This is a genomic window from Pseudomonas sp. XP2, from assembly GCF_053557975.1.
Map to the genome: position 1 here is coordinate 165923 of NZ_JBNRIK010000007.1, position 20424 is coordinate 186346.

The following is a 20424-nucleotide window of genomic DNA, read 5'->3' on the forward strand; positions in this document are numbered from 1 at the left end:
AGCCCCAAAAGCCAACTCAGTACTCGCTGAGGGAAAACTCGGTCAGGCAGAAGGTAGGCACCCCGGCCGCCTGCAACCGACGCGACCCGTCCAATTCCGGCAGGTCGATAATCGCCGCCGCCTCGAACACCTGCGCCCCGGTACGGCGTACCAGGTTGGCTGCAGCCAGCAGCGTACCGCCGGTGGCAATCAGGTCATCGAAGATCAACACCGAATCCCCCTCGCACAGGCTGTCGGCATGCACTTCCAGGAAGGCTTCGCCGTATTCGGTCTGGTAACCCTCGCTCAGCACGTCAGCCGGCAGCTTGCCTTGCTTGCGGAACAGGATCAGCGGCTTGTTCAACTGGTGGGCGATGATTGAGCCAATCAGGAAGCCCCGCGCGTCCATGGCACCAATGTGGCTGAACTCAGCCTCGACATAACGCTCGATGAACTGGTCAGCTACATAGCGCAGCCCGCGCGGCGATTGGAACAGCGGGGTGATGTCGCGAAAGATCACGCCCGGTTTGGGGAAGTCCACTACCGGGCGGATCAGGGCTTTGAGGTCGAAAGCGTCGCTGTGCATTGTTGCGGGTATCCTGGAAAACGAATGCCAAAGTATACCCGCTAAACGCCGGCCTCAGGCCTCGATTGCACCACCGGCCAGCGCACACAGCTGGATCGGGTCGAGGATGTGCACTTCCTTGCCCTCGGCGCGCAGCAGGCCGTTCTGCTGGAAGCGCGTGAACACCCGCGACACGGTTTCTACTGCCAGGCCCAGGTAGTTGCCGATTTCGTTGCGCGACATGCTCAGGCGGAACTGGTTGGCCGAATAGCCGCGGGCGCGGAAGCGTGCCGACAGGTTGACCAGGAAGGTGGCAATACGCTCGTCGGCGGTCTTTTTCGACAGCAGCAGCATCATTTGCTGGTCGTCGCGGATTTCCCGGCTCATGACCCGCATCAGCTGGCGACGCAGCTGCGGCAGTTGCACCGACAGCTCGTCAAGCCGCTCGAAGGGGATTTCGCACACCGAAGTGGTTTCCTGCGCCTGGGCCGACACCGGGTAGGCTTCGGTGTCCATGCCTGACAGGCCGACCAGCTCGCTGGGCAGGTGGAAGCCGGTGATCTGTTCTTCGCCGCTGTCGCTGAGGCTGAAAGTTTTCAGGGCACCGGAACGTACGGCGTAGACCGAGCCGAAATTGTCACCCTGGCGGAACAGGAACTCGCCTTTCTTCAGCGGGCGGCCGCGTTTGACGATTTCATCCAGTGCATCCATGTCTTCCAGGTTCAGCGAAAGAGGCAGGCACAGGGGGGCCAGGCTGCAATCCTTGCAATGGGCCTGGTTGTGTGGGCGCAGTTTGACTGGCTCGGACATTTGAATCGATCCTTGTGGGAAAGCACACATAAGTCGTAAGGGTAACCCACGACACAGGGTGTAGGCCAGCGTGCGCGTTGATGGTGCGCCCTGGCGAAACCCCGGCAGCCGTCCTGCCGGGAGTCCTTGTGTGCCCATAGTGTGCCTGGCAAGGAGGCTTGTCCATGCGGTTGAACGACTCGGTTTTCAGATAACCCGCGAGAAACGCTGGCGGTTGTGCATCGCCAGGTAGGCGTCGAACACCATGCACACCGAGCGCGCCAGCAGGCGGCCAGCCGGCAGGATGCGAATGCCCTTGGCGTCCAGGCTGATCAGGCCGTCGCGCTGCAAGGTCAGCAGTTCGGGCCAGAGCTCGTTGAAATAACCGCGAAAATCGATGGTGAAGGCCCGTTCGATCGGCTCGAAGTCCAGCTCGAAATGGCAGATCAGTTGCTGGATCACCGCCCGCCGTATGCGGTCGTCGTGGTTGCATACCAGGCCGCGCTGGGTGGCCAGCTGGGCGTTGGACAGGCTGTCCTGGTAGGTGTTGAGGTCGCTGCTGTTCTGGCAGTACAGGTCGCCGATCTGGCTGATGGCCGACACGCCTAGGCCGATCAGGTCGCAGTGCCCGTGGGTGGTGTAGCCCTGGAAGTTGCGCTGCAGGGTGCCTTCTTCCTGGGCGATGGCCAGTTCGTCGTCCGGCAGGGCGAAGTGATCCATGCCGATGTAGCGGTAGCCGGCGGCGGTCAACTGGTCAATGGTGGTGTGCAGCATCTCCAGCTTGGCGGCCGGGCTGGGCAGGTCGTTGTTGTCGATGCGCCGTTGGGGCATGAAGCGCTCGGGCAGGTGGGCATAGTTGAACACCGACAGGCGGTCTGGCTGCAGGCGGATCACTTCTTCGACCGTGCGGGCAAAACCTTCGGGTGTTTGTTTGGGCAGACCGTAGATCAGGTCCAGGTTGACCGAACGGAACTGCAGGGTGCGCGCAGCCTCGATCAGGGTGCGGGTCTGCTCCAGACTCTGCAGGCGGTTGATCGCGCGCTGCACGGCTGGGTCGAGGTCTTGTACGCCCAGGCTGACGCGGTTGAAGCCCAGTTCGCGGAGCAGGCCCATGGTCGACCAGTCGGCCTCGCGCGGGTCGATCTCGATGCCGTAGTCGCCGGAATCGTCGTCCAGCAGGTGGAAGTGCTGACGCAGGGTGGCCATCAGTTGGCGCAGTTCCACATGGCTGAGGAACGTCGGCGTGCCGCCGCCAAAATGCAGCTGTTCAACACGCTGCTGCGGGCCCAGGTGGCAGGCGATCAGCTGGATTTCCTGCTCCAGGCGCTGCAGGTAGGGTGCGGCGCGCGCGCGGTCCTTGGTGATGACCTTGTTGCAGGCGCAGTAGTAGCAGATGTTGGCGCAAAACGGCACATGCACGTACAGCGACAGGGGGCGCACGGCTCGACGGCTCTCGCGCAGGGCGTGGAGCAGGTCGAACGAGCCCACCTCGCTGTGCAGTTGCACGGCGGTCGGGTAGGAGGTGTAGCGTGGCCCGGCCAGATCGTAGCGGCGGATCAGGTCGGTATCCCAACGTAGGTCGTCGAGCATGAGGGCGGTCCCCGGAAAGAGCAGCAGTGCACCGGACTATATGGCTGTCTGTAGGGGTGTGTGTTGATTTGTATCAAGGGCGTTGGGGCTGCACAGCAGCCCCCGTCAATGCCCCATCAGCCAGTGCTGGTGTGGGCCCGGCAGGGTCCAGACCCCAAACAGCATCACCAGCACACCGCCCGCCACACGCACGCTGCGGCGCCTCAACAAGGCGTTTACCCGTTCGGCAGCCAGCCCGGTGGCCAGCAACACCGGCCAGGTTCCCAGGCCGAACGCGAGCATCAACGCCGCGCTGTACCCGGCGTTGCCCTGGCTGGCGGCCCACAGCAGGGTGCTGTAGACCAACCCGCACGGCAGCCACCCCCACAAGGCACCCAGCAGCAACGCCCGGGGCAGGCTGGACACCGGCAACAAGCGCGACGCCACCGGCTGGATATGCAGCCACAGCCCGCGCCCCAGGGCTTCGATGCGGGTCAGCCCGCTCCACCAGCCGGCCAGGTACAGCCCCATGGCAATCAACAACAGCGCTGCCACCACCCGCAGCCCCAGGGCGGCGGGGCTGCGGGCCACCGCCCAGCCGGCCAGGCCTAGCAACAGGCCGGCGCTGGCATAACTGAAAATGCGCCCAAGGTTGTACGCCAGCAGCAGGCGCAAGCGCCGGCTACGTTGTTCCGGTGGGATGGCCAGGGTCAGCGCGCCCATCAGGCCGCCGCACATGCCCAGGCAGTGGCCGCCGCCAAGCAGGCCCAGGACCAGTGCCGAGCCCAGCAGGGGAAGCAGGTCAGGCACGGGGTGGTGGTTCCTTGTCGGTATCGCCCGGTGTGTCGTCAGGCTTCACCGCGGCCTGGTGGCGCGGGTCCTGGTCGTCGAACAGGATGCTGTGGGCAGGGCCTTCGAGGTCGTCGTACTGGCCGCTGTCCACTGCCCAGAAGAAGATGTACACGGCCACGCCGACCAGCAGCAAGGCTGCGGGGATCATGACATAGAGGGCGGGCATGGTGTCTTCCTCCCGGGCAGGGGTGCTTCGGTTTTCGGCAGGTTCGATGCCAACGGCATGCGGGTCAGGCGCAGGGCATTGAGCACCACGATCAGCGAGCTGACCGACATGCCGATGGCGGCCCACACCGGGGTGATCCAGCCAAGCGCGGCAAACGGCAACATCAGGCCATTATACAGGGTGGCCCACAGCAGGTTCTCGAGGATGTTGCGACGTGTGCGGCGGGCCAGGTCCAAGGCCTGCACCAGTGCCTGCAGGCGGTTGGACAGTAGCACAGCGTCGGCGCTGGTCTTGGCAAGGTCGGTGGCGCTGCCCATGGCAATGCTGATGTCGGCGGCGGCCAGCACCGGCACGTCGTTGACCCCGTCGCCGAGCATCAGCACCTTGCGCCCGGCCGCCTGCAGCGCCTTCAGCCGATCCAGCTTGTCGTCCGGGCGCAGGCCACCAATGGCCTGGTCGATGCCCAGTTGCGCGGCCACCTCGGCGACCATCGGCGAACTGTCGCCCGACAGCAGCAGCGTGCGCCAGCCTCGGGCCTTGCAGGCGGCGAGCAGCGCCGGTGCGTCGTCGCGCAGCCGGTCGTCCAGGCCAAACCACGCCAGAGGCCCGTGGCGGTCACCCAGCAGCAGCCACTGGCCGCGTGGTTCCGGCACGGCGGGGATTTGCGCAGCGCTCAGGGCGCAGACGAAGGTGGCCTGGCCGATACGCAGGCGTTGGCCGTCTACTTGCCCTTCCAGGCCCAGACCTGGCACGGTCTGCACGTTTTCGGCCGGTATGGCGGTGCGGCCGAAGGCGCGGGCGATCGGGTGTTCGGAGCGGTTTTCCAGGGCGGCGGCCAGGGCCAGGCAGCGGTCAGCGGGCAGGTTGCCGAGCGGGCGAATGCTGCGCAACGTGAGGCGGCCTTCGGTCAGGGTGCCGGTCTTGTCGAAAATCACCGTGTCGATCTGGTTCAGGCCCTCCAGTACATGGCCGCGGGTTACCAGCAGGCCCAGCTTGTGCAAGGTGCCGGTGGCCGCGGTCAGCGCCGTTGGCGTGGCCAGCGACAGTGCACAAGGGCAGGTGGCCACCAGCATGGCCAGCACGATCCAGAAGGCCCGTGCAGGGTCCAGGTACCACCACCACAGGCCGATGGCCACGGCAGCCAGCAGCGACAACAGCAGGAACCATTGCGAAGCCCGGTCGGCGATTTCGGCCAGGCGCGGCTTTTCGGTCTGAGCGCGTTCCAGCAGGCGGACGATGGCCGAGAGCCGCGAATCGTGGCCGAGTGCTTCGACTTCCACGTTCAAGGTGCTTTCGACATTCAGCGTACCGCCGGTGACCCGTTCGCCCACCCGGCGTGGTTGCGGCAGGTATTCGCCGGTGAGCAGTGATTCGTCCACGCTGGAGCGGCCTTCGACAATGCGCCCGTCGGCGGGGATCACCGCGCCGGGCAGCACTTGCACCGTGTCACCGCAGTGCAATTCGCTGAGCAGGATGCGCTCGCTGCGGCCGATGGCGTCCAGGCGCAGGCACGAGGCCGGCAGCAGGTTGACCAGCTGAGCGGTGGCCGCAGCCGTGCGTTCGCGGGCGCGGCGCTCCAGGTAGCGGCCGGTGAGCAGGAACAGGGCGAACATGCCCACTGTGTCGAAATACAGCTCGCCGCTGCCGGTGATGGCCGTCCAGATGCCGGCGCCGAAGGCCAGGGCGATGGCCAGCGACACCGAAACGTCCATGGTCAGGTGGCGGGTGCGCAGGTCGCGCGCCGCGCCCTTGAAAAAGGGCGCGCAGCTATAGAACACAATGGGAATGGTCAGGAACAGCGCCACCCAGCGCAGGATGGTGTGCAACTCGGGGGACAGGTCGATGTTGAATTCTGGCCAGGTGGCCATGGTCGCCATCATTGCCTGGAACCACAGCAGCCCTGCCACGCCCAGGCGGCGCAGGGCGCTGCGGTTCTCGCGGGCCAGCTGCTCGGCGGCCTGGTCGGGCTGGTAGGGGTGGGCGGCATAGCCGATCTGGCGCAACTCGGCGAGCAGGCGTGAAAGTGGCAGTTGCTTGTCGTCCCAGCTCAGCAGCAGGCGGTGGTTGGAGAGGTTCAGGCGCGCCTCGGCGACACCGGGCAGGTTGCGCAGGTGCTTTTCGATCAGCCAGCCGCAGGCGGCGCAGCTGATGCCTTCGACCAGCAAGGTGGTTTCGGCCAGCTCGCCCAGGTGGCGCACGAAGCTTTGCTGCACGTCGCTGCGGTCGTACAGGGCCAGTTCGTCTTGCAACTGCCTGGGCAGGGCCTCGGGGTTGGCGCTGTTGTCACTGCGGTGCTGGTAGTAGTGCTCCAGGCCACCGGCGACGATCGACTCGGCCACCGCCTGGCAGCCGGGGCAGCAGAACTGCCGCGGCTGGCCGAGGACCACGGCGGTGAAGCGGCTGCCGGCGGGGACGGGCAGGGCGCAGTGGTAGCAGGGGGTGGGCTGGGTCATAAGGTAAGCACGACTGCTCAGGCAGATATGAAACCCTGTGGGAGCGGGCGTGCCCGCGAAAGCGTCAGGCCTGAAAACACCTTTGCCTGAGCTACCGCATTCGCGGGCATGCCCGCTCCCACAGGGATTTGCGATGATGCTACTGTTGGTGCTCGGCACCTTGCAGGGCTTCGTCACCCAGCTGCAAGGTCACACCATGTTCCACTTTTTCCTCTTCGAACAAGCGCCACACCTGGCCCCCTTCGCTGCCCAGCAGTTCCACAAAGCGCCGCCCGTCGACCTTGTCCTCCAACTGCCCCACATAGCGCCCCGCGTCGACCCTGCTCAGCAGCACCCTGCGGTCCTTCTCCGGCTGCGTGGGCGAAATCAGGTTCAGCTCCAGGTTTTGCGGGCCGCTGCTGCCGGTCAGGCGCAGGTCCACTTCGCCGGTCAGCTCGTCCAGGTGCACGCTGGCTTTCAGGCCCAGCTGCTGCGCCAGCAGCTCGCGGTCCAGCGAGCGGTTGATGCCTTTGCCTGCCTCGTAGTAGTTGTCGTTCACCAGATTGTCCGGGTTGCGTACGGCAATGCTGACCATGGTCAGGCTCAGGCACACCGAGGTGGTGAGGATACCAATGATGATCCAGGGCCAGAGGTGCTTGTACCAGGGGCTGGCGGCAGTGGCGGCAGGCATTGTGCGTTATCTCTCTTAGCGGATCTGTGGGCCGATGAAGCGGCTCTTGGCTTCAACCTGGGCGTCGCTGTCGTCGGCGCTCTTGAGGGTGAAGGTGATTTCATTGGTGGTCGATGGCAGTTTCTCGGGGGCGACCGACAGCTGCACCGGGAGGCTGACGATATCACCGGCAGCCACGCGGATTTCGCGCTGGCCTTCGAGCTTGAGGTCCGGCAGGCCGACGGCATCCAGCACGTACACATGGTCGCGCTGGTCCTTGTTCATTACCTTCAGGCTATACACGTTCTCGATCCGGCCCTGGGCGTTCTCGCGGTACAGCACGCGGTCCTTGCTGACGTCGAAGCCAACCAGCGAACGGGTGGCAAAGGCGGTCGCCAGGCCGACAATCATCACCAGCAGCACCGCGGCATAGCCGATCAGGCGCGGGCGCAGCATGTGGGTTTTCTGCCCGGACAGGTTGTGCTCGGTGGTGTAGCTGATCAGCCCTTTGGGGTAGTTCATCTTGTCCATGATGCTGTCGCAGGCGTCGATGCACGCCGCGCAGCCGATGCACTCGATCTGCAGGCCGTCACGGATGTCGATGCCGGTAGGGCAGACCTGCACGCACATGGTGCAGTCGATGCAGTCGCCCAGGCCCTGGGCCTTGTAGTCGGCGTCTTTTTTACGTGGCCCGCGGGTTTCGCCACGGCGCGGGTCGTAGGACACGATCAGCGTGTCCTTGTCGAACATCACGCTCTGGAAGCGGGCGTAGGGGCACATGTACACGCACACTTGTTCGCGCAGCCAGCCGGCGTTGCCGTAGGTGGCGAGGGTGAAGAAACCGACCCAGAAGTAGGCCCAGCCATCGGCCTGGCCTGTAAAGAATTCGATGACCAGCTCGCGGATGGGCGAGAAGTAGCCGACAAAGGTCATGCCGGTGACAAAGCCGATTAGCAGCCACAGGCTGTGCTTGGCGAACTTGCGCAGGAACTTGTTGCCGCTCATGGGGGCTTTGTCGAGCTTCATGCGCTGGTTGCGGTCGCCTTCGGTGACCTTTTCGCACCACATGAAAATCCACGTCCACACGCTTTGCGGGCAGGTGTAGCCGCACCACACACGGCCTGCGTACACGGTGACGAAGAACAGGCCGAAAGCGGCGACGATCAAAATGCCCGACAGCAGGATGAAGTCCTGCGGCCAGATGGTGGCGCCGAAGATGTAGAACTTGCGTTCGGGCAGGTTCCACCATACGGCCTGGTGGCCGCCCCAGTTCAGCCACACGGTGCCGAAGTACAGCAGAAACAGCACTGCACCGCCGACCATGCGCAGGCGGCGGAACAGGCCAGTGAAGGCGCGGGTGTAGATCTTTTCCCGGGAGGCGTAGAGGTCGACGGAATCCTTCCCTTTGCTGGCAGGCGGGGTCACATCATGTACCGGAATTTGCTTGCTCATCATCAAGTCCCACGGCAGTGGAGAAACGCCGCAGCCAGTGCGTGCCGGCCGCAGTCTCGCGCAATCTGCTAGCGCTCTGCGGTCCATGATACGCCGCTGATGGCAGTATGGGGCCGCACTGCGACCTTTAGTCGCGTTGGGTTCGTGGTATGAATCGTGTTATGGCGGGTGTCAATTGATCCAGGTCATCCTGGGTGGCATTTGCCGGCCCTTTCGCGGGGCAAGCCCGTTCCCATAAGTCACCCGTTGTTCCGGATTCGGTGGTGTACCTGTGGGAGCGGGCTTGCCCCGCGAAGAGGCCAGGCCTGCTTACTCGGCCTTGGCCTGCGCCTGATCCCGTTGCGACAGGCTATAGACATAAGCGGCCAGCAAATGCACCTTGTCGTTACCCTGCAGCTGTTCTTGCGCCGGCATCTGCCCTTGGCGACCATAGCGAATGGTCTGCTGCAACTGGGCAAAGCTCGAGCCGTAAATGAACGCCTGTGGGTGGGTCAGGTTCGGGGCACCCATGGCTGGGGTACCTTTGCCTTCTGGCCCGTGGCAGGCCACGCAGTTGGCGGCGAAGATCTTCTGCCCGTTCTCGGCATCGGCCTTCGCGCCCTCAGGCAGTGTGCGGCCATCGAGTTTGCTGATCACGAATGCAGCTACGTCGGCCACGCCCTGATCACCGATCACTTCAGCCCAGGCTGGCATTACGCCGTGGCGGCCGCCCATGATGGTGGTCTTGATGGTTTCCGGCTCGCCGCCCCAGCGCCAGTCGTTGTCGGTCAGGTTAGGGAAGCCGAAGGCACCCTTGGCATCGGAGCCGTGGCACACCGAGCAGTTGGAGGCGAACAGCCGCGCGCCCATTTTCAGCGCCTGAGGGTCCTTTGCCACCTCCTCGATGGGCATGGCGGCGAACTTGGCGAAGATCGGCCCGAAGCGAGCGTCGGCCTTGGCCATTTCCTTTTCCCACTCGTGCACGCCGGTCCACCCCGCCTGGCCGTTGGAAAACTCGGTCTGCTTGTCGTTATCCAGGTACGAGTAGCCCGGCAGGATGCCTTTCCAGTTGCCCAGGCCGGGGTACAGCACCAGGTAGCCGAGGGCAAAGATGATGGTGCCGACGAACAGCCAGAACCACCATTTTGGCAGCGGGTTGTCATATTCCTCGATGCCATCGAAGGCATGCCCGACGGTTTCGTCGGTCACCTCTTCGCGCTGGCCCTTGCGGGTCGACAGCAACAGCCAGGTCAACGAGAAGATGGTGCCCAGGGTCAGGACGGTAACGTACAGACTCCAGAAGGTTGTCATTGTTTTTTGCTCCCAGAAGCTTTTGCTTGCTCGACGTGCCGGGTGGCCTCGGGGTCATCCGCGAAGGGCAGTTGGGTCGCTTCGTCGAAGTCCTTTTTACGCCGTGGGTTGAACACCCACAGCGCCAGGCCCACGAAGGCCACCATCACCACGACGGTGCCCAGGCCGCGAATCATCCCGATATCCATCAGCGTCACCGTTTGCTCTTGATGATGGTGCCAAGACCCTGCAGGTACGCGACGATGGCGTCCATTTCGGTCTTGCCCTTGACCGCGTCACGCGCGCCGGCGATGTCGGCATCGGTGTACGGGGTACCGAGTGTGCGCAGCACTTCCAGCTTCTTCGCGGTGTCCTTGCCGTCGAGCTTGTTCTCGACCAGCCACGGGTAGGACGGCATCTTCGACTCCGGTACCACGTTGCGCGGGTTGTACAGGTGCGCGCGGTGCCAGTCATCGGAGTAGCGGCCACCCACCCGGGCCAGGTCCGGCCCGGTGCGCTTGGAGCCCCACAGGAACGGGTGGTCCCACACGCTCTCGCCGGCCACCGAGTAGTGGCCGTAGCGCTCGGTTTCGGCGCGGAACGGGCGGATCATCTGCGAATGGCAGCCTACGCAGCCCTCGCGGATGTAGATGTCGCGGCCTTCTACCTCCAGCGCGGTGCGCGGCTTCATGCCTTCAACCGGTTTGTTGGTGACGTCCTGGAAAAACAGCGGGACGATCTGGGTCAGGCCACCGACGCTGACGGCGATGACCATGAAGAAGGCCAGCAGGCCTATGTTCTTCTCGACGGCTTCATGCTTCATCAGTGCGCTCCCACAACGACGATCTTGGCGGCTTCTTCAGCCTGTGCCGGGTTGGCGGCACGTACGGTACGGAACACGTTGTAGGCCATCAGCAGCATGCCGCTGGCGAAGAACGCACCGCCCAGGGCGCGGACGATATAGCCAGGGTGGCTGGCCTGCAGGGCTTCGACGAACGAGTAGGTGAGCGTGCCGTCATCGTTGATGGCGCGCCACATCAGGCCTTGGGTGATGCCGTTGACCCACATCGAGGCGATGTACAGCACGGTGCCGATGGTGGCCAGCCAGAAGTGCGCGTTGATCAGGCCAATGCTGTGCATCTGCTCGCGACCGTAAAGTTTCGGGATCATGTGGTACACGGCACCGATCGAGATCATTGCCACCCAGCCCAGGGCGCCGGCGTGGACGTGGCCGATGGTCCAGTCGGTGTAGTGCGACAGGGAGTTCACGGTCTTGATGGCCATCATCGGGCCTTCGAAGGTGGACATGCCGTAGAACGCCAGGGACACGACCAGGAAGCGCAGGATCGGGTCGGTGCGCAATTTGTGCCAGGCACCGGATAGGGTCATCATGCCGTTGATCATGCCGCCCCAGCTTGGCGCCAGCAGGATGATCGACATCACCATGCCCAGCGACTGCGCCCAATCGGGCAGCGCGGTGTAGTGCAAGTGGTGCGGGCCGGCCCAGATGTACAGGGTGATCAGCGCCCAGAAGTGCACGATCGACAGGCGATACGAGTAGATCGGCCGCTCGGCCTGCTTGGGCACGAAGTAGTACATCATCCCCAGGAAGCCGGTGGTGAGGAAGAAGCCCACGGCGTTGTGGCCGTACCACCACTGGATCATTGCGTCGGTGGCACCGGCGTAGGCCGAGTACGACTTGAACAGGCTCACCGGCAGCGAGATGTGGTTGACGATGTGCAGCATCGCGGTGACCACGATGAAGGCACCGTAGAACCAGTTGCCGACATAGATGTGCTTGGTCTTGCGCTTGACGATGGTGCCGAAGAACACCAGCCCGTAGGTGACCCAGACGATGGCCAGCAGGATCGCCAGCGGCCACTCGAGCTCGGCGTATTCCTTGGTGGTGGTGTAGCCCATCGGCAGGGTGATCAGCGCGCCGACGATCACCGCCTGCCAACCCCAGAAGGTGAAGGCGGCCATGCTGTCGGAGATCAGCCGGGTCTGGCAGGTGCGCTGGACCACGTAGTAGCTGGTGCCGAACAGCGCACAGCCCCCGAAGGCGAAGATCACCAGGTTGGTGTGCAGCGGGCGCAGGCGGCCGAAGCTGGTCCAGGGCAGGTCCAGGTTCAGTTGCGGCCATACCAGCTGCGAGGCGATGAAGACGCCGAGGCCCATGCCAAGGATCCCCCAGACCACCGTCATGATGGCGAACTGGCGGACGACCTTATAGTTATAAGCAGTCGGACTGATTGCTGTGCTCATTCTAAGGTTCCACGGTTTTGATGTTCTTGTTGGTCGAAAAATCGGCGCCAGTATTGATAACCAGCAAGGCTACTGCAACGCAACTTTGGTACGCCGACCCGTGTCCGGGCCCGTTCACTGATGTCCCGCAGCGAATGGGTCCGGACGATTGTACACAAATAAATATTTGTAATGTGTACCGTTTTTCACCTTTTTCTGATCGATCGGTCAAGCTTTTTCAGGGGCGGCGACAGGCTATGCGCCGCGTCTGCTTCAGTCCTTTCGGAGCGAAGCCCACTGAGGCAACAAGCTTAGTTGTGTTCGGAGGGGGTGCAAGGGAGGGGGGCGGCGGTGGGGTGGGTATGGTTTGAGGGGGATGGTGGGGCGGGGGTGTAAGGTTTGATGGTTATGGTGGGGCGGGGGTGTAAGGTTTGATGGTTAGGGTGGGGCGGATATCGAGCGCCGCCCGCGCGGCGCATCGCGACGCAAGGCCGCTCCCACATTTGTTTCGGGCCAGTCCATCCTGTGTCAGGGGCGCGCGACCGCCTTGTTGGTACGACGCGATATCGAGTCATGCGCCAAGGCGTTCGCGCGCAAACGCCACAGGAATAATTGGCCTGAAACAAATGTGGGAGCGGCCTTGCGTCGCGATGCGCCGCGCGGGCGGCGCTCGATCTCACAGACGCCGAACCTCTCTCGGCGAACTCATTTGGCAGTCACGGTTTCAGCAGCACTCTCCTGCGACAGGCTATACACATAAGCCGCCAGCAGGTGCACCTTGTCATTGCCCTGGATATCGGCCTGCGCCGGCATCTGCCCTTGGCGACCATAGCGAATGGTCTGTTGCAGCTGGGCAAAGCTCGAACCGTAGATGAACGCCTGCGGGTGGGTCAGGTCGGGTGCGCCCATGGCAGGGGTACCCTTGCCTTCGGGCCCGTGGCAAGCCACGCAGTTGGCCGCGAAGATTTCCTTGCCCTTGGCAACGTCAGCCTTGCTCCCTTCAGGCAGGCTGCGACCGTCCAGGTTGGTCAGCACGAATGCGGCCACATCGGCCACGCCCTGCTGGCCGATCACCTCAGCCCAGGCCGGCATCACGCCGTGACGGCCATTCATGATCGAAGCCTTGATGGTTTCTGCTTCGCCGCCCCAGCGCCAATCCTTGTCGGTGAGGTTGGGGAAGCCGAAGGCACCCTTGGCGTCCGAGCCGTGGCACACCGAGCAGTTGGAGGCAAACAGGCGGCTGCCCATTTTCAGCGCCTGCGGGTCCTTGGCGACTTCCTCCACCGGCATGGCGGCGTACTTGGCAAAGATCGGCCCGAACCTGGCGTCAGCCTTGTCCATCTCTTTTTGCCATTCGTTGGCGCCGGTCCAGCCATTTTCATAGCCCGGCAAAATGCCTTTCCAGTTGCCCAGGCCCGGGTAGAGGATCAGGTAGCCGACCGAGAACACCAGGGTGCCGACGAACAGCCAGAACCACCACTTGGGCAGCGGGTTGTCGTACTCCTCGATGCCGTCGAAGCTGTGGCCCATGGTCTGGTCGGTGGTGTTCTTGCTCTCGCCCTTGCGGGTGGCGAGCAGCAGCCAGGTCAGGCCGATCAGGCTACCGATGGTCAGTACGCTGATGTACGTACTCCAGAAGGTGGTCATTGCCCGTTACTCCTTGCAGCAGTCGTGGCAGCAGGTTCCTGCCCGCTAGTGGGCAGGTGGTCGTCGACGAAGGGCAGCAGGCGCGCTTCGGCGAAATCACGGTCGCGGCGGCGGTTGAATACCCACAGGGAGAGGCCGATGAAGGCGATCATCACCACCAGGGTGCCCAGGCCGCGGATCATGCCGATGTCCAGTTCCATCGCATTTACCTCTTGTTCTTGATCGCGGTGCCGAGCACCTGCAGGTAGGCGACCAGTGCATCCATCTCGGTCTTGCCTTTGACTGCGTCACGGGCGCTGGCAATGTCGTCGTCGCTGTACGGCACGCCCAGGGTGCGCAAGGTGCGCATCTTGACGTCGGTGTGGCTGTTGTCGACCTGCTGGGCGACCAGCCACGGGTACGACGGCATCTTCGACTCCGGCACCACGTTGCGCGGGTTGTACAGGTGCGCGCGGTGCCAGTCGTCCGAGTAGCGGCCACCGACCCGGGCAAGGTCCGGCCCGGTGCGCTTGGAGCCCCACAGGAACGGGTGGTCCCACACGCTCTCGCCGGCCACCGAGTAGTGGCCGTAGCGCTCGGTTTCGGCGCGGAACGGGCGGATCATCTGCGAGTGGCAGCCCACGCAGCCTTCGCGGATGTAGATGTCGCGGCCTTCCAGTTGCAGCGCGGTGTAGGGCTTCATGCCTTCCACCGGCTTGTTGGTGACGTCCTGAAAGAACAGCGGGACGATCTGGGTAAGGCCGCCGATACTGACGGCGAACACCATCAGCAGGGCCATCAGGCCGACGTTTTTCTCGATGACTTCATGTTTCATCAGGCGTTTCTCCTCAAGCCAACTGGGCGTTCGCAGGGGCGACGTCAAGCGCTGGCGAACGCACGGTGCGCCAGGTGTTCCAGGCCATCAGGAACATGCCGCTGAGGAAGATCGCGCCGCCGACGAAGCGCACGACAAAGCCTGGGTGGCTGGCCACCAGGGTTTCCACGAACGAATAGGTGAGCGTGCCGTCGCTGTTGACTGCCCGCCACATCAGGCCCTGGGCGATGCCGTTGACCCACATCGAGGCGATGTACAGCACGGTGCCGATGGTGGCGAGCCAGAAGTGCGCGTTGATCAGGCCAAGGCTGTACATGCGTTCCTTGCCGAACACTTTCGGGATGGTGTGATACAGCGCACCAATCGAGATCATTGCCACCCAGCCGAGGGCGCCGGCATGCACGTGGCCGATGGTCCAGTCGGTGTAGTGGGACAGGGCGTTGACTGTCTTGATGGCCATCATCGGGCCTTCGAACGTGGACATGCCGTAGAACGCCAGCGATACCACCAAAAAACGCAGGATCGGGTCGCTGCGCAGTTTGTGCCAGGCGCCCGACAGGGTCATCATGCCGTTGATCATGCCGCCCCAGCTCGGTGCCAGCAGGATCAGCGACATCACCATGCCCAGCGACTGCGCCCAGTCAGGCAGGGCGGTGTAGTGCAGGTGGTGCGGGCCGGCCCAGATGTACAGGGTGATCAGCGCCCAGAAGTGCACGATCGACAGGCGATAGGAATACACCGGGCGCTCGGCCTGCTTGGGCACGTAGTAGTACATCATCCCCAGGAACCCGGCAGTCAGGAAGAAGCCTACGGCGTTGTGGCCGTACCACCACTGCACCATGGCGTCGGTGGCACCGGCGTACACCGAGTACGACTTGGTCAGGCTGACCGGCAATTCCAGGTTGTTGACGATGTGCAGAAGCGCCACGGTGAGGATGAAGGCACCGAAGAACCAGTTACCCACGTAGATATGCTTGGTGTTGCGCTTCATCAGCGTGCCGAAGAACACGATGGCGTAAGCCACCCAGACGATGGTGATCAGGATATCGATCGGCCATTCCAGTTCGGCGTATTCCTTGGAGCTGGTATAGCCCAGCGGCAGGCTGATGGCCGCCAGCAGGATCACCAGTTGCCAGCCCCAGAAGGTGAACGCGGCCAGGCCCGGTGCGAACAGGGTGGTCTGGCAGGTGCGTTGCACCGAATAATAGGAGGTGGCAAACAGCGCGCAGCCGCCGAAAGCGAAGATCACCGCATTGGTATGCAGGGGGCGCAGGCGGCCGAAGCTGGTCCAGGGGAGGTCGAAGTTGAGGGAAGGCCAGGCAAGCTGGGCGGCGATGAAGACGCCGAGCCCCATCCCGACGATTCCCCACACCACCGTCATGATGGCGAATTGGCGGACCACCTTGTAGTTATAGGCGGTACTGCTGGTTGTGTTCATGTATGGGTTCCCATCCACGGTTATTTGGCAGGCTTTACAGCGAGGCAAGCATGATTAATGGGCAAAGTGCCGGTATTGACGGGGATCAATGGGCGAAGGTCGGAAATGTCCCAGGCTTGCGCTGCGATCTTCCACAGGTTCAGGGCAAGGACGGCTACAGGGGCTGCCTGATCCTGGCCCATGGTGCAGGTGCGCCGATGGACAGCGGGTTCATGGACGAAATGGCGCAAAGGCTTGCGGCGCTTGGGGTAGCGGTGGTGCGCTTCGAGTTTCCGTACATGGCCGAACGCAGGGTTACCGGCGGCAAACGGCCGCCGAACCCACAGAAGGTGCTGCTTGAATGCTGGCGCGAGGTGTACCGGCAGGTGCGACCTTTGGTCGCGGGCAAGCTGGCCGTGGGTGGCAAGTCCATGGGCGGTCGCATGGCGAGCCTGCTGGCTGACGAATTGGGCGCGGATGCGCTGGTGTGCCTGGGCTATCCGTTCTACGCGGTGGGTAAACCCGAGAAGCCACGGGTGGAACACCTGGCCGGGCTGAAAACACCGTCGTTGATCGTGCAGGGCGAACGGGATGCGCTGGGTAACCGCGAGGCGGTGGCGGGGTATGCGTTGTCGCCGGCAATCGAGGTGAGCTGGCTAGTGGCGGGTGACCATGACCTGAAGCCGTTGAAGGCCTCGGGGTTCAGCCATGAGCAGCATATGCAGACGGCGGCGGAACGCGTTGCTGATTTCCTGAAGGATTAGTGCTGGATTCTTCGCGGGCATGCCCGCGAAGAGGCCGGCACAGGCTGACGCTTAGTCGCGGTACTCGCACAGGTAAGCGGTATCCACCTTCACCTGCAGCTGGAACTTGCTGTCGGCGGCAACATTGAACTTGTCGCCCGCATTGAAGGTTTCCCAGTTGTCGCTACCTGGCAGCTTGACGGTCAGGGCGCCCGATACCACGTGCATGATCTCGCGCTTGGCAGTGCCGAACTCGTATTCGCCCGGGGCCATGACGCCGACAGTGGCGGGGCCTTCTTCGCCCGCGAATGCGATCGACTTGACGGTGCCGTTGAAGTACTCGTTGACCTGGAACATGGGCGACTCCTGAAAAGGGGGGATGAAAAAGGGCTGGCCAGTATGCCCAAGCCCACAGGCCTCGTCATCTGCTTTCAGGGGCTGTTGGCGGGCAGGGTCAACGGTAGTAGCCGCGCCGTGTTGCGCGCATCTTCAAGGGCCCGGTGCTGCTGCCCGCAAAAGTGCATGCCGGCCAGGTGCAGGGCACCGTTCAGGCCGGTGGGGCGCTGCAGGTGGCGGGCCTTGGCAAAGCGTTGCTTGAGGTTGATGTGCGGCAACGTCCGTAGCAGGCTGTCGAGCCCGTGCAGCTGCCACTCCTGGTGCAGTTGCTGGCGGTCGTAGTCGCCCCAGCTGACCCAGGCCTGAAGCTGCTCACGGTGGTGCTCCAGCCAGCGCTCGAAGCTTGCCCACACCTCGCGAAACGGTGCAGCGCGATCCACATCATGTTGGCTTATGTGCGTCAGTTCGCGGCAAAACGGGGTCAGCTGTGGCCGCCGGCGTGGCCGCACGAAACACTGAAAGTGGTCGACCTCGCGGCCATCGCGGGTGACCAGGCTAGCGCCGATTTCAATGACTTCCATCTCTGTAACCGGCCATCCACCCTCGTCGGTGGTGGCTTCCAGGTCGATTACCAACCAATGGCCCATACCAGGCTCCCTTGCAGATCCTGCTAGAGCGTAGCCAAAGTCCGCGCATACGGCATCCCGTGGCATATTGCCGCCTGCTTTGGCACAACGAGCGCGCTCCAGCAGTTGTGCCGCTTCCGGAAAACGCCTAGCTTAAGCGGACCCAGGCATGAACCGTGATGAGCGTCCGTCTTGACTCCAGCACCCGGCCTCAAGGCTTTGTCCACCCTGATGTTGCTGGCCGTGTATTGGCTAGCGGTGCCGGCATGGGCTGCCGATGCCGTCGAAGTGAAGATTGGTGCGGCCCATTTCCCGCCCTACACGGTGCGCCCTGAACAGGGGGCTGACACCGGCCTGTTGCCGCAATTGGTCGATGCGCTCAACCGCTTGCAGCAGGGTTACCACTTCGTCCTGGTGCCCACCTCCATCCAGCGGCGTTTCGGCGACTTCCAGCAAGGCCGTACCGACATGGCGATTTTCGAAAACCCGCAATGGGGCTGGGAGCAGATTGCCCACCAGACCGTGGACATGGGCCTGGAGGACGCCGAAGTGTTCGTTGCCCGCCAGGCCAATGGCAGCGACCCGTCGTACTTCGATGACCTGCGCGGCAAACGTTTGGCATTGTTCAACGGCTATCACTACGCGTTCGCCCGCTTCAATTCCGACCCGGACTACCTGCGCACAACCTATAACGCGACCCTGACCTACTCCCACGACAGCAACCTGCTGATGGTGCAGGCTGGGCGCGCCGACATCGCCCTGGTCACCCGCTCGTACCTCAGCGATTTCCTGGCGCGCAACCCGGCCAGCAGGGCGCAGCTGCTGCCTTCGCAACGCATCGACCAAATCTATCACCACTACGCCCTGCTGCGCCCGGGGGCGCCTATCGACGAGCAGTCGTTTGCCCGCCTGCTGCGCGACCTGCGTGCCAGCGGTGAACTGGCCCGAATCTTCGAGCCCTACCGCATCACGGTCTCGGTGCCCAAGGACTAAATTCACGCACTTTCGCAACGTTCTCAGCAGTGAGCCTTTTCTTCATTTTTCGTGAGACAAGCCATGCCGTTCGATGCCGCTTCGCAGCCCCTGTCACCGCCACGCTGGCGCAGCCTCAGTGCCGAGGAGGGTGACAGCTGGCTAGGCCTCTTCCTCGAAGGTCGCCCACTGATCCAGGTGCGCCTGGAGGCGGGCGCTACCCTGCACGTTCACCTTGAGCGCCTGTGTCCCGAGCGCCCTTATCAAGCCTTGTGGTCGGCCTGCTATTGGTTGTTGTCCCGTGATACCACCTGTCAGCGCCTGGTCTGGCACTTGCCCGAAGTGCAGCCGCAGGTGCTGGCCAGTGGCTTGCTGCGAGTGGCTGAGCAGCCGGGCCAGTATCTGTGCGAGCGGGCGCTGTTCTGGCAGCTGCCACAGCCCTGGCTGGGCGATGCGCAGGCTGCGGTGTACCCACAGCAGATGCAGATCAGCAACGGCAAGCGCCACCCATGCCGCGCGCCCAAGCCCCGTGGTGAGGTATACCGGCGCTTCGATGCGCGGCTGGGTAGCTGGGTGTCGCTGCGCACGCTGGAGATCGAAGATGACCTGGAGCGCTTCAACCGCTGGCAGAACAACCCGCGGGTGGAGGCGTTCTGGCAGGAGGGGGGCACGCTGGCCCAGCACCGCGAGTACCTGGACAAGCTCGAGGCCGACCCGCACACCCTGACGCTGATCGGTTGCTTTGACGATGAGCCGTTTGCCTACTTCGAGGCTTACTGGGCCAAGGAAGACCGCATTGCGCCGTTCTACCCGGCCGATGATTACGACCGCGGCATACACATGCTGGTGGGGGAGGAGAACCACCGAGGGCCGCACAAGGTGGCCAGCTGGCTCTCGGCGCTGGTGCACTACCTGTTCCTGGATGACCCGCGTACCCAGCGGGTGGTGGCCGAGCCGCGTGCCGACAACGGCAAGATGATCGGCTACATGCACGACCAGTGCTTCCACTGCGACAAGGAGTTCGACTTCCCGCACAAGCGTGCGGCGCTGATGATTCTGGGGCGAGAGCGGTTTTTCGAGCGCTGCAAGCTGGCTTGATACCGAGTTGGCTTCTTCGCGGGCATGCCCGCGAAGAAGCAAACCCTGTGTGGTCAGGCCTGCCGGTTGGCCGTCTTGCGGCAATGCACCAGCGCATCGCGGATCATGAAGTTGACCAGTGTCGGCGATACCCCCAGCTCTTTGGCAATGTCTTTCTGCGGCACGCCATGCAGGCGGTACATCTCGAACGCATAGCGGGTGCGCTGCGGCAGTTCGTTCAGCGCCTGGGCAATGTCATCCAGCGCGGCAAGGTTGATGTGAGTGGCTTCGGGCGAGGCGTTCTGGATGACCACGTTCAGCCCTTCCTCCTCGCTGCCGGAGTATTTCAGCTCCATTGCCTGCTTGCGGTAGTGGTCGATCGCAAGGTTGCGCACGATCTGGAACAGGTAGCTGAGCTGCGCCTTGAACGACGAGGTTATCTGCGGGGCAGCGTTGAGCCGGAAGAAGGCATCCTGCACCACATCTTCGGCGCGCGAGCGGCAGCCGGTGATGCGTGCAGCGATCTTGACCAGGATGCTGCGGTTGTCGACGAAGGCCTGCAGTAATGGTGAATCGCACTTACTTGTGGATAGTTGTTCCGCCATGGAAATCACCTTGTCACAGAGGGGAAAGGAGGCCCCCAAGGCTGGGAAGCTTCCTACGACGTGCGACAAGCTATTCAGAATGATAATGATTGTCAAATACGAAACGTAATTAGTATCTATATCTTTCAGGTCTAAGGCCATCGTGTGACAGCGTTCACCTTTGGCCCCGCCTGCCACTGCGTAATCCCCGCTAATTTCTG

22 protein-coding genes are annotated in these 20424 nt (G+C 63.3%); 3 read left to right on the forward strand and 19 right to left on the reverse strand.

The genetic code is table 11. The features are described from left to right. Positions 1-16: 16 nt before the first annotated feature. From ACK1VC_RS10835 to ccoN (ACK1VC_RS10910), 16 genes are all read right to left on the reverse strand, one after another. Entirely contained in the window at positions 17-565 is a 549-nt protein-coding gene (locus tag ACK1VC_RS10835; protein ID WP_009683910.1) for an adenine phosphoribosyltransferase, read from the reverse strand. 54 nt (positions 566-619) lie between these two features. Continuing rightward, entirely contained in the window at positions 620-1354 is a 735-nt protein-coding gene (fnrA, locus tag ACK1VC_RS10840; RefSeq protein ID WP_012273416.1) for a Crp/Fnr family transcriptional regulator FnrA, read from the reverse strand. Between the two features lie 186 nt (positions 1355-1540). Then, complete coding sequence (hemN, locus tag ACK1VC_RS10845; protein WP_191086827.1) at positions 1541-2923, reverse strand: oxygen-independent coproporphyrinogen III oxidase; 1383 nt, start codon at positions 2921-2923, stop codon at positions 1541-1543. 105 nt (positions 2924-3028) lie between these two features. Continuing rightward, the gene (locus ACK1VC_RS10850; RefSeq protein ID WP_191086826.1) at positions 3029-3712 is read right to left on the reverse strand and encodes a sulfite exporter TauE/SafE family protein; all 684 of its coding nucleotides are present in this window, start codon (positions 3710-3712) and stop codon (positions 3029-3031) included. After that, positions 3705-3920, reverse strand: a complete 216-nt coding sequence (ccoS, locus tag ACK1VC_RS10855) for a cbb3-type cytochrome oxidase assembly protein CcoS (RefSeq protein ID WP_016488346.1) — start codon at positions 3918-3920, stop codon at positions 3705-3707. The genes ACK1VC_RS10850 and ccoS overlap by 8 nt, the downstream gene beginning before the upstream one ends. Next, positions 3899-6373 carry a heavy metal translocating P-type ATPase gene (locus tag ACK1VC_RS10860; protein WP_060519320.1) on the reverse strand — a complete coding sequence of 825 codons (2475 nt, stop codon included), beginning with the start codon at positions 6371-6373 and terminating at the stop codon, positions 3899-3901. The genes ccoS and ACK1VC_RS10860 overlap by 22 nt, the downstream gene beginning before the upstream one ends. Before the next feature lie 139 nt (positions 6374-6512). Beyond that, on the reverse strand, positions 6513-7043 hold the full coding sequence (locus tag ACK1VC_RS10865; protein ID WP_016488344.1) for a FixH family protein: 531 nt from the start codon (positions 7041-7043) through the stop codon (positions 6513-6515). Between the two features lie 15 nt (positions 7044-7058). Beyond that, positions 7059-8474, reverse strand: coding sequence for a cytochrome c oxidase accessory protein CcoG (ccoG, locus tag ACK1VC_RS10870; RefSeq protein ID WP_060519318.1), 1416 nt, complete (start codon positions 8472-8474; stop codon positions 7059-7061). Positions 8475-8783: 309 nt separating this feature from the next. Then, positions 8784-9764 (reverse strand): cytochrome-c oxidase, cbb3-type subunit III, encoded by a 981-nt coding sequence (gene ccoP / locus ACK1VC_RS10875; RefSeq protein ID WP_096426575.1) that lies wholly within the window; start codon positions 9762-9764, stop codon positions 8784-8786. Further along, positions 9761-9952: a CcoQ/FixQ family Cbb3-type cytochrome c oxidase assembly chaperone gene (locus ACK1VC_RS10880; protein ID WP_024718181.1), complete on the reverse strand. Its 192-nt coding sequence runs from the start codon at positions 9950-9952 to the stop codon at positions 9761-9763. The genes ccoP (ACK1VC_RS10875) and ACK1VC_RS10880 overlap by 4 nt, the downstream gene beginning before the upstream one ends. Positions 9953-9957: 5 nt before the next feature. After that, complete coding sequence (ccoO, locus tag ACK1VC_RS10885; RefSeq protein WP_016488340.1) at positions 9958-10566, reverse strand: cytochrome-c oxidase, cbb3-type subunit II; 609 nt, start codon at positions 10564-10566, stop codon at positions 9958-9960. Further along, on the reverse strand, positions 10566-12008 hold the full coding sequence (gene ccoN, locus ACK1VC_RS10890) for a cytochrome-c oxidase, cbb3-type subunit I (protein ID WP_016488339.1): 1443 nt from the start codon (positions 12006-12008) through the stop codon (positions 10566-10568). Before ccoN (ACK1VC_RS10890) ends, ccoO (ACK1VC_RS10885) begins: the two co-directional genes overlap by 1 nt. Positions 12009-12692: 684 nt before the next feature. Beyond that, positions 12693-13634, reverse strand: a complete 942-nt coding sequence (gene ccoP / locus ACK1VC_RS10895) for a cytochrome-c oxidase, cbb3-type subunit III (protein ID WP_023048603.1) — start codon at positions 13632-13634, stop codon at positions 12693-12695. Further along, entirely contained in the window at positions 13631-13834 is a 204-nt protein-coding gene (locus ACK1VC_RS10900; RefSeq protein ID WP_016488337.1) for a cbb3-type cytochrome oxidase subunit 3, read from the reverse strand. Before ACK1VC_RS10900 ends, ccoP (ACK1VC_RS10895) begins: the two co-directional genes overlap by 4 nt. Before the next feature lie 5 nt (positions 13835-13839). Beyond that, complete coding sequence (ccoO, locus tag ACK1VC_RS10905; protein WP_016488336.1) at positions 13840-14448, reverse strand: cytochrome-c oxidase, cbb3-type subunit II; 609 nt, start codon at positions 14446-14448, stop codon at positions 13840-13842. Between the two features lie 13 nt (positions 14449-14461). Beyond that, positions 14462-15886: a cytochrome-c oxidase, cbb3-type subunit I gene (gene ccoN, locus ACK1VC_RS10910; RefSeq protein WP_016488335.1), complete on the reverse strand. Its 1425-nt coding sequence runs from the start codon at positions 15884-15886 to the stop codon at positions 14462-14464. Positions 15887-15936: 50 nt separating this feature from the next. Between ccoN (ACK1VC_RS10910) and ACK1VC_RS10915 the strand changes: the two genes are divergently transcribed. Beyond that, positions 15937-16629 (forward strand): alpha/beta family hydrolase, encoded by a 693-nt coding sequence (locus tag ACK1VC_RS10915; protein ID WP_224372361.1) that lies wholly within the window; start codon positions 15937-15939, stop codon positions 16627-16629. Between the two features lie 51 nt (positions 16630-16680). On the opposite strand, the gene ppnP is transcribed toward ACK1VC_RS10915, so the two are convergent. Then, positions 16681-16965 carry a pyrimidine/purine nucleoside phosphorylase gene (gene ppnP, locus ACK1VC_RS10920; RefSeq protein ID WP_016488333.1) on the reverse strand — a complete coding sequence of 95 codons (285 nt, stop codon included), beginning with the start codon at positions 16963-16965 and terminating at the stop codon, positions 16681-16683. Between the two features lie 74 nt (positions 16966-17039). Next, entirely contained in the window at positions 17040-17591 is a 552-nt protein-coding gene (locus ACK1VC_RS10925; protein WP_016488332.1) for an exonuclease domain-containing protein, read from the reverse strand. A gap of 171 nt (positions 17592-17762) precedes the next feature. Between ACK1VC_RS10925 and ACK1VC_RS10930 the strand changes: the two genes are divergently transcribed. Further along, the gene (locus tag ACK1VC_RS10930; RefSeq protein WP_095116935.1) at positions 17763-18563 is read left to right on the forward strand and encodes a substrate-binding periplasmic protein; all 801 of its coding nucleotides are present in this window, start codon (positions 17763-17765) and stop codon (positions 18561-18563) included. 63 nt (positions 18564-18626) lie between these two features. Further along, positions 18627-19640, forward strand: a complete 1014-nt coding sequence (locus ACK1VC_RS10935) for a GNAT family N-acetyltransferase (protein WP_449117954.1) — start codon at positions 18627-18629, stop codon at positions 19638-19640. Positions 19641-19693: 53 nt separating this feature from the next. Here ACK1VC_RS10935 and ACK1VC_RS10940 read toward each other — a convergent pair whose 3' ends face one another. After that, entirely contained in the window at positions 19694-20224 is a 531-nt protein-coding gene (locus tag ACK1VC_RS10940; RefSeq protein ID WP_023048844.1) for an RNA polymerase factor sigma-70, read from the reverse strand. Positions 20225-20424 lie beyond the last annotated feature (200 nt).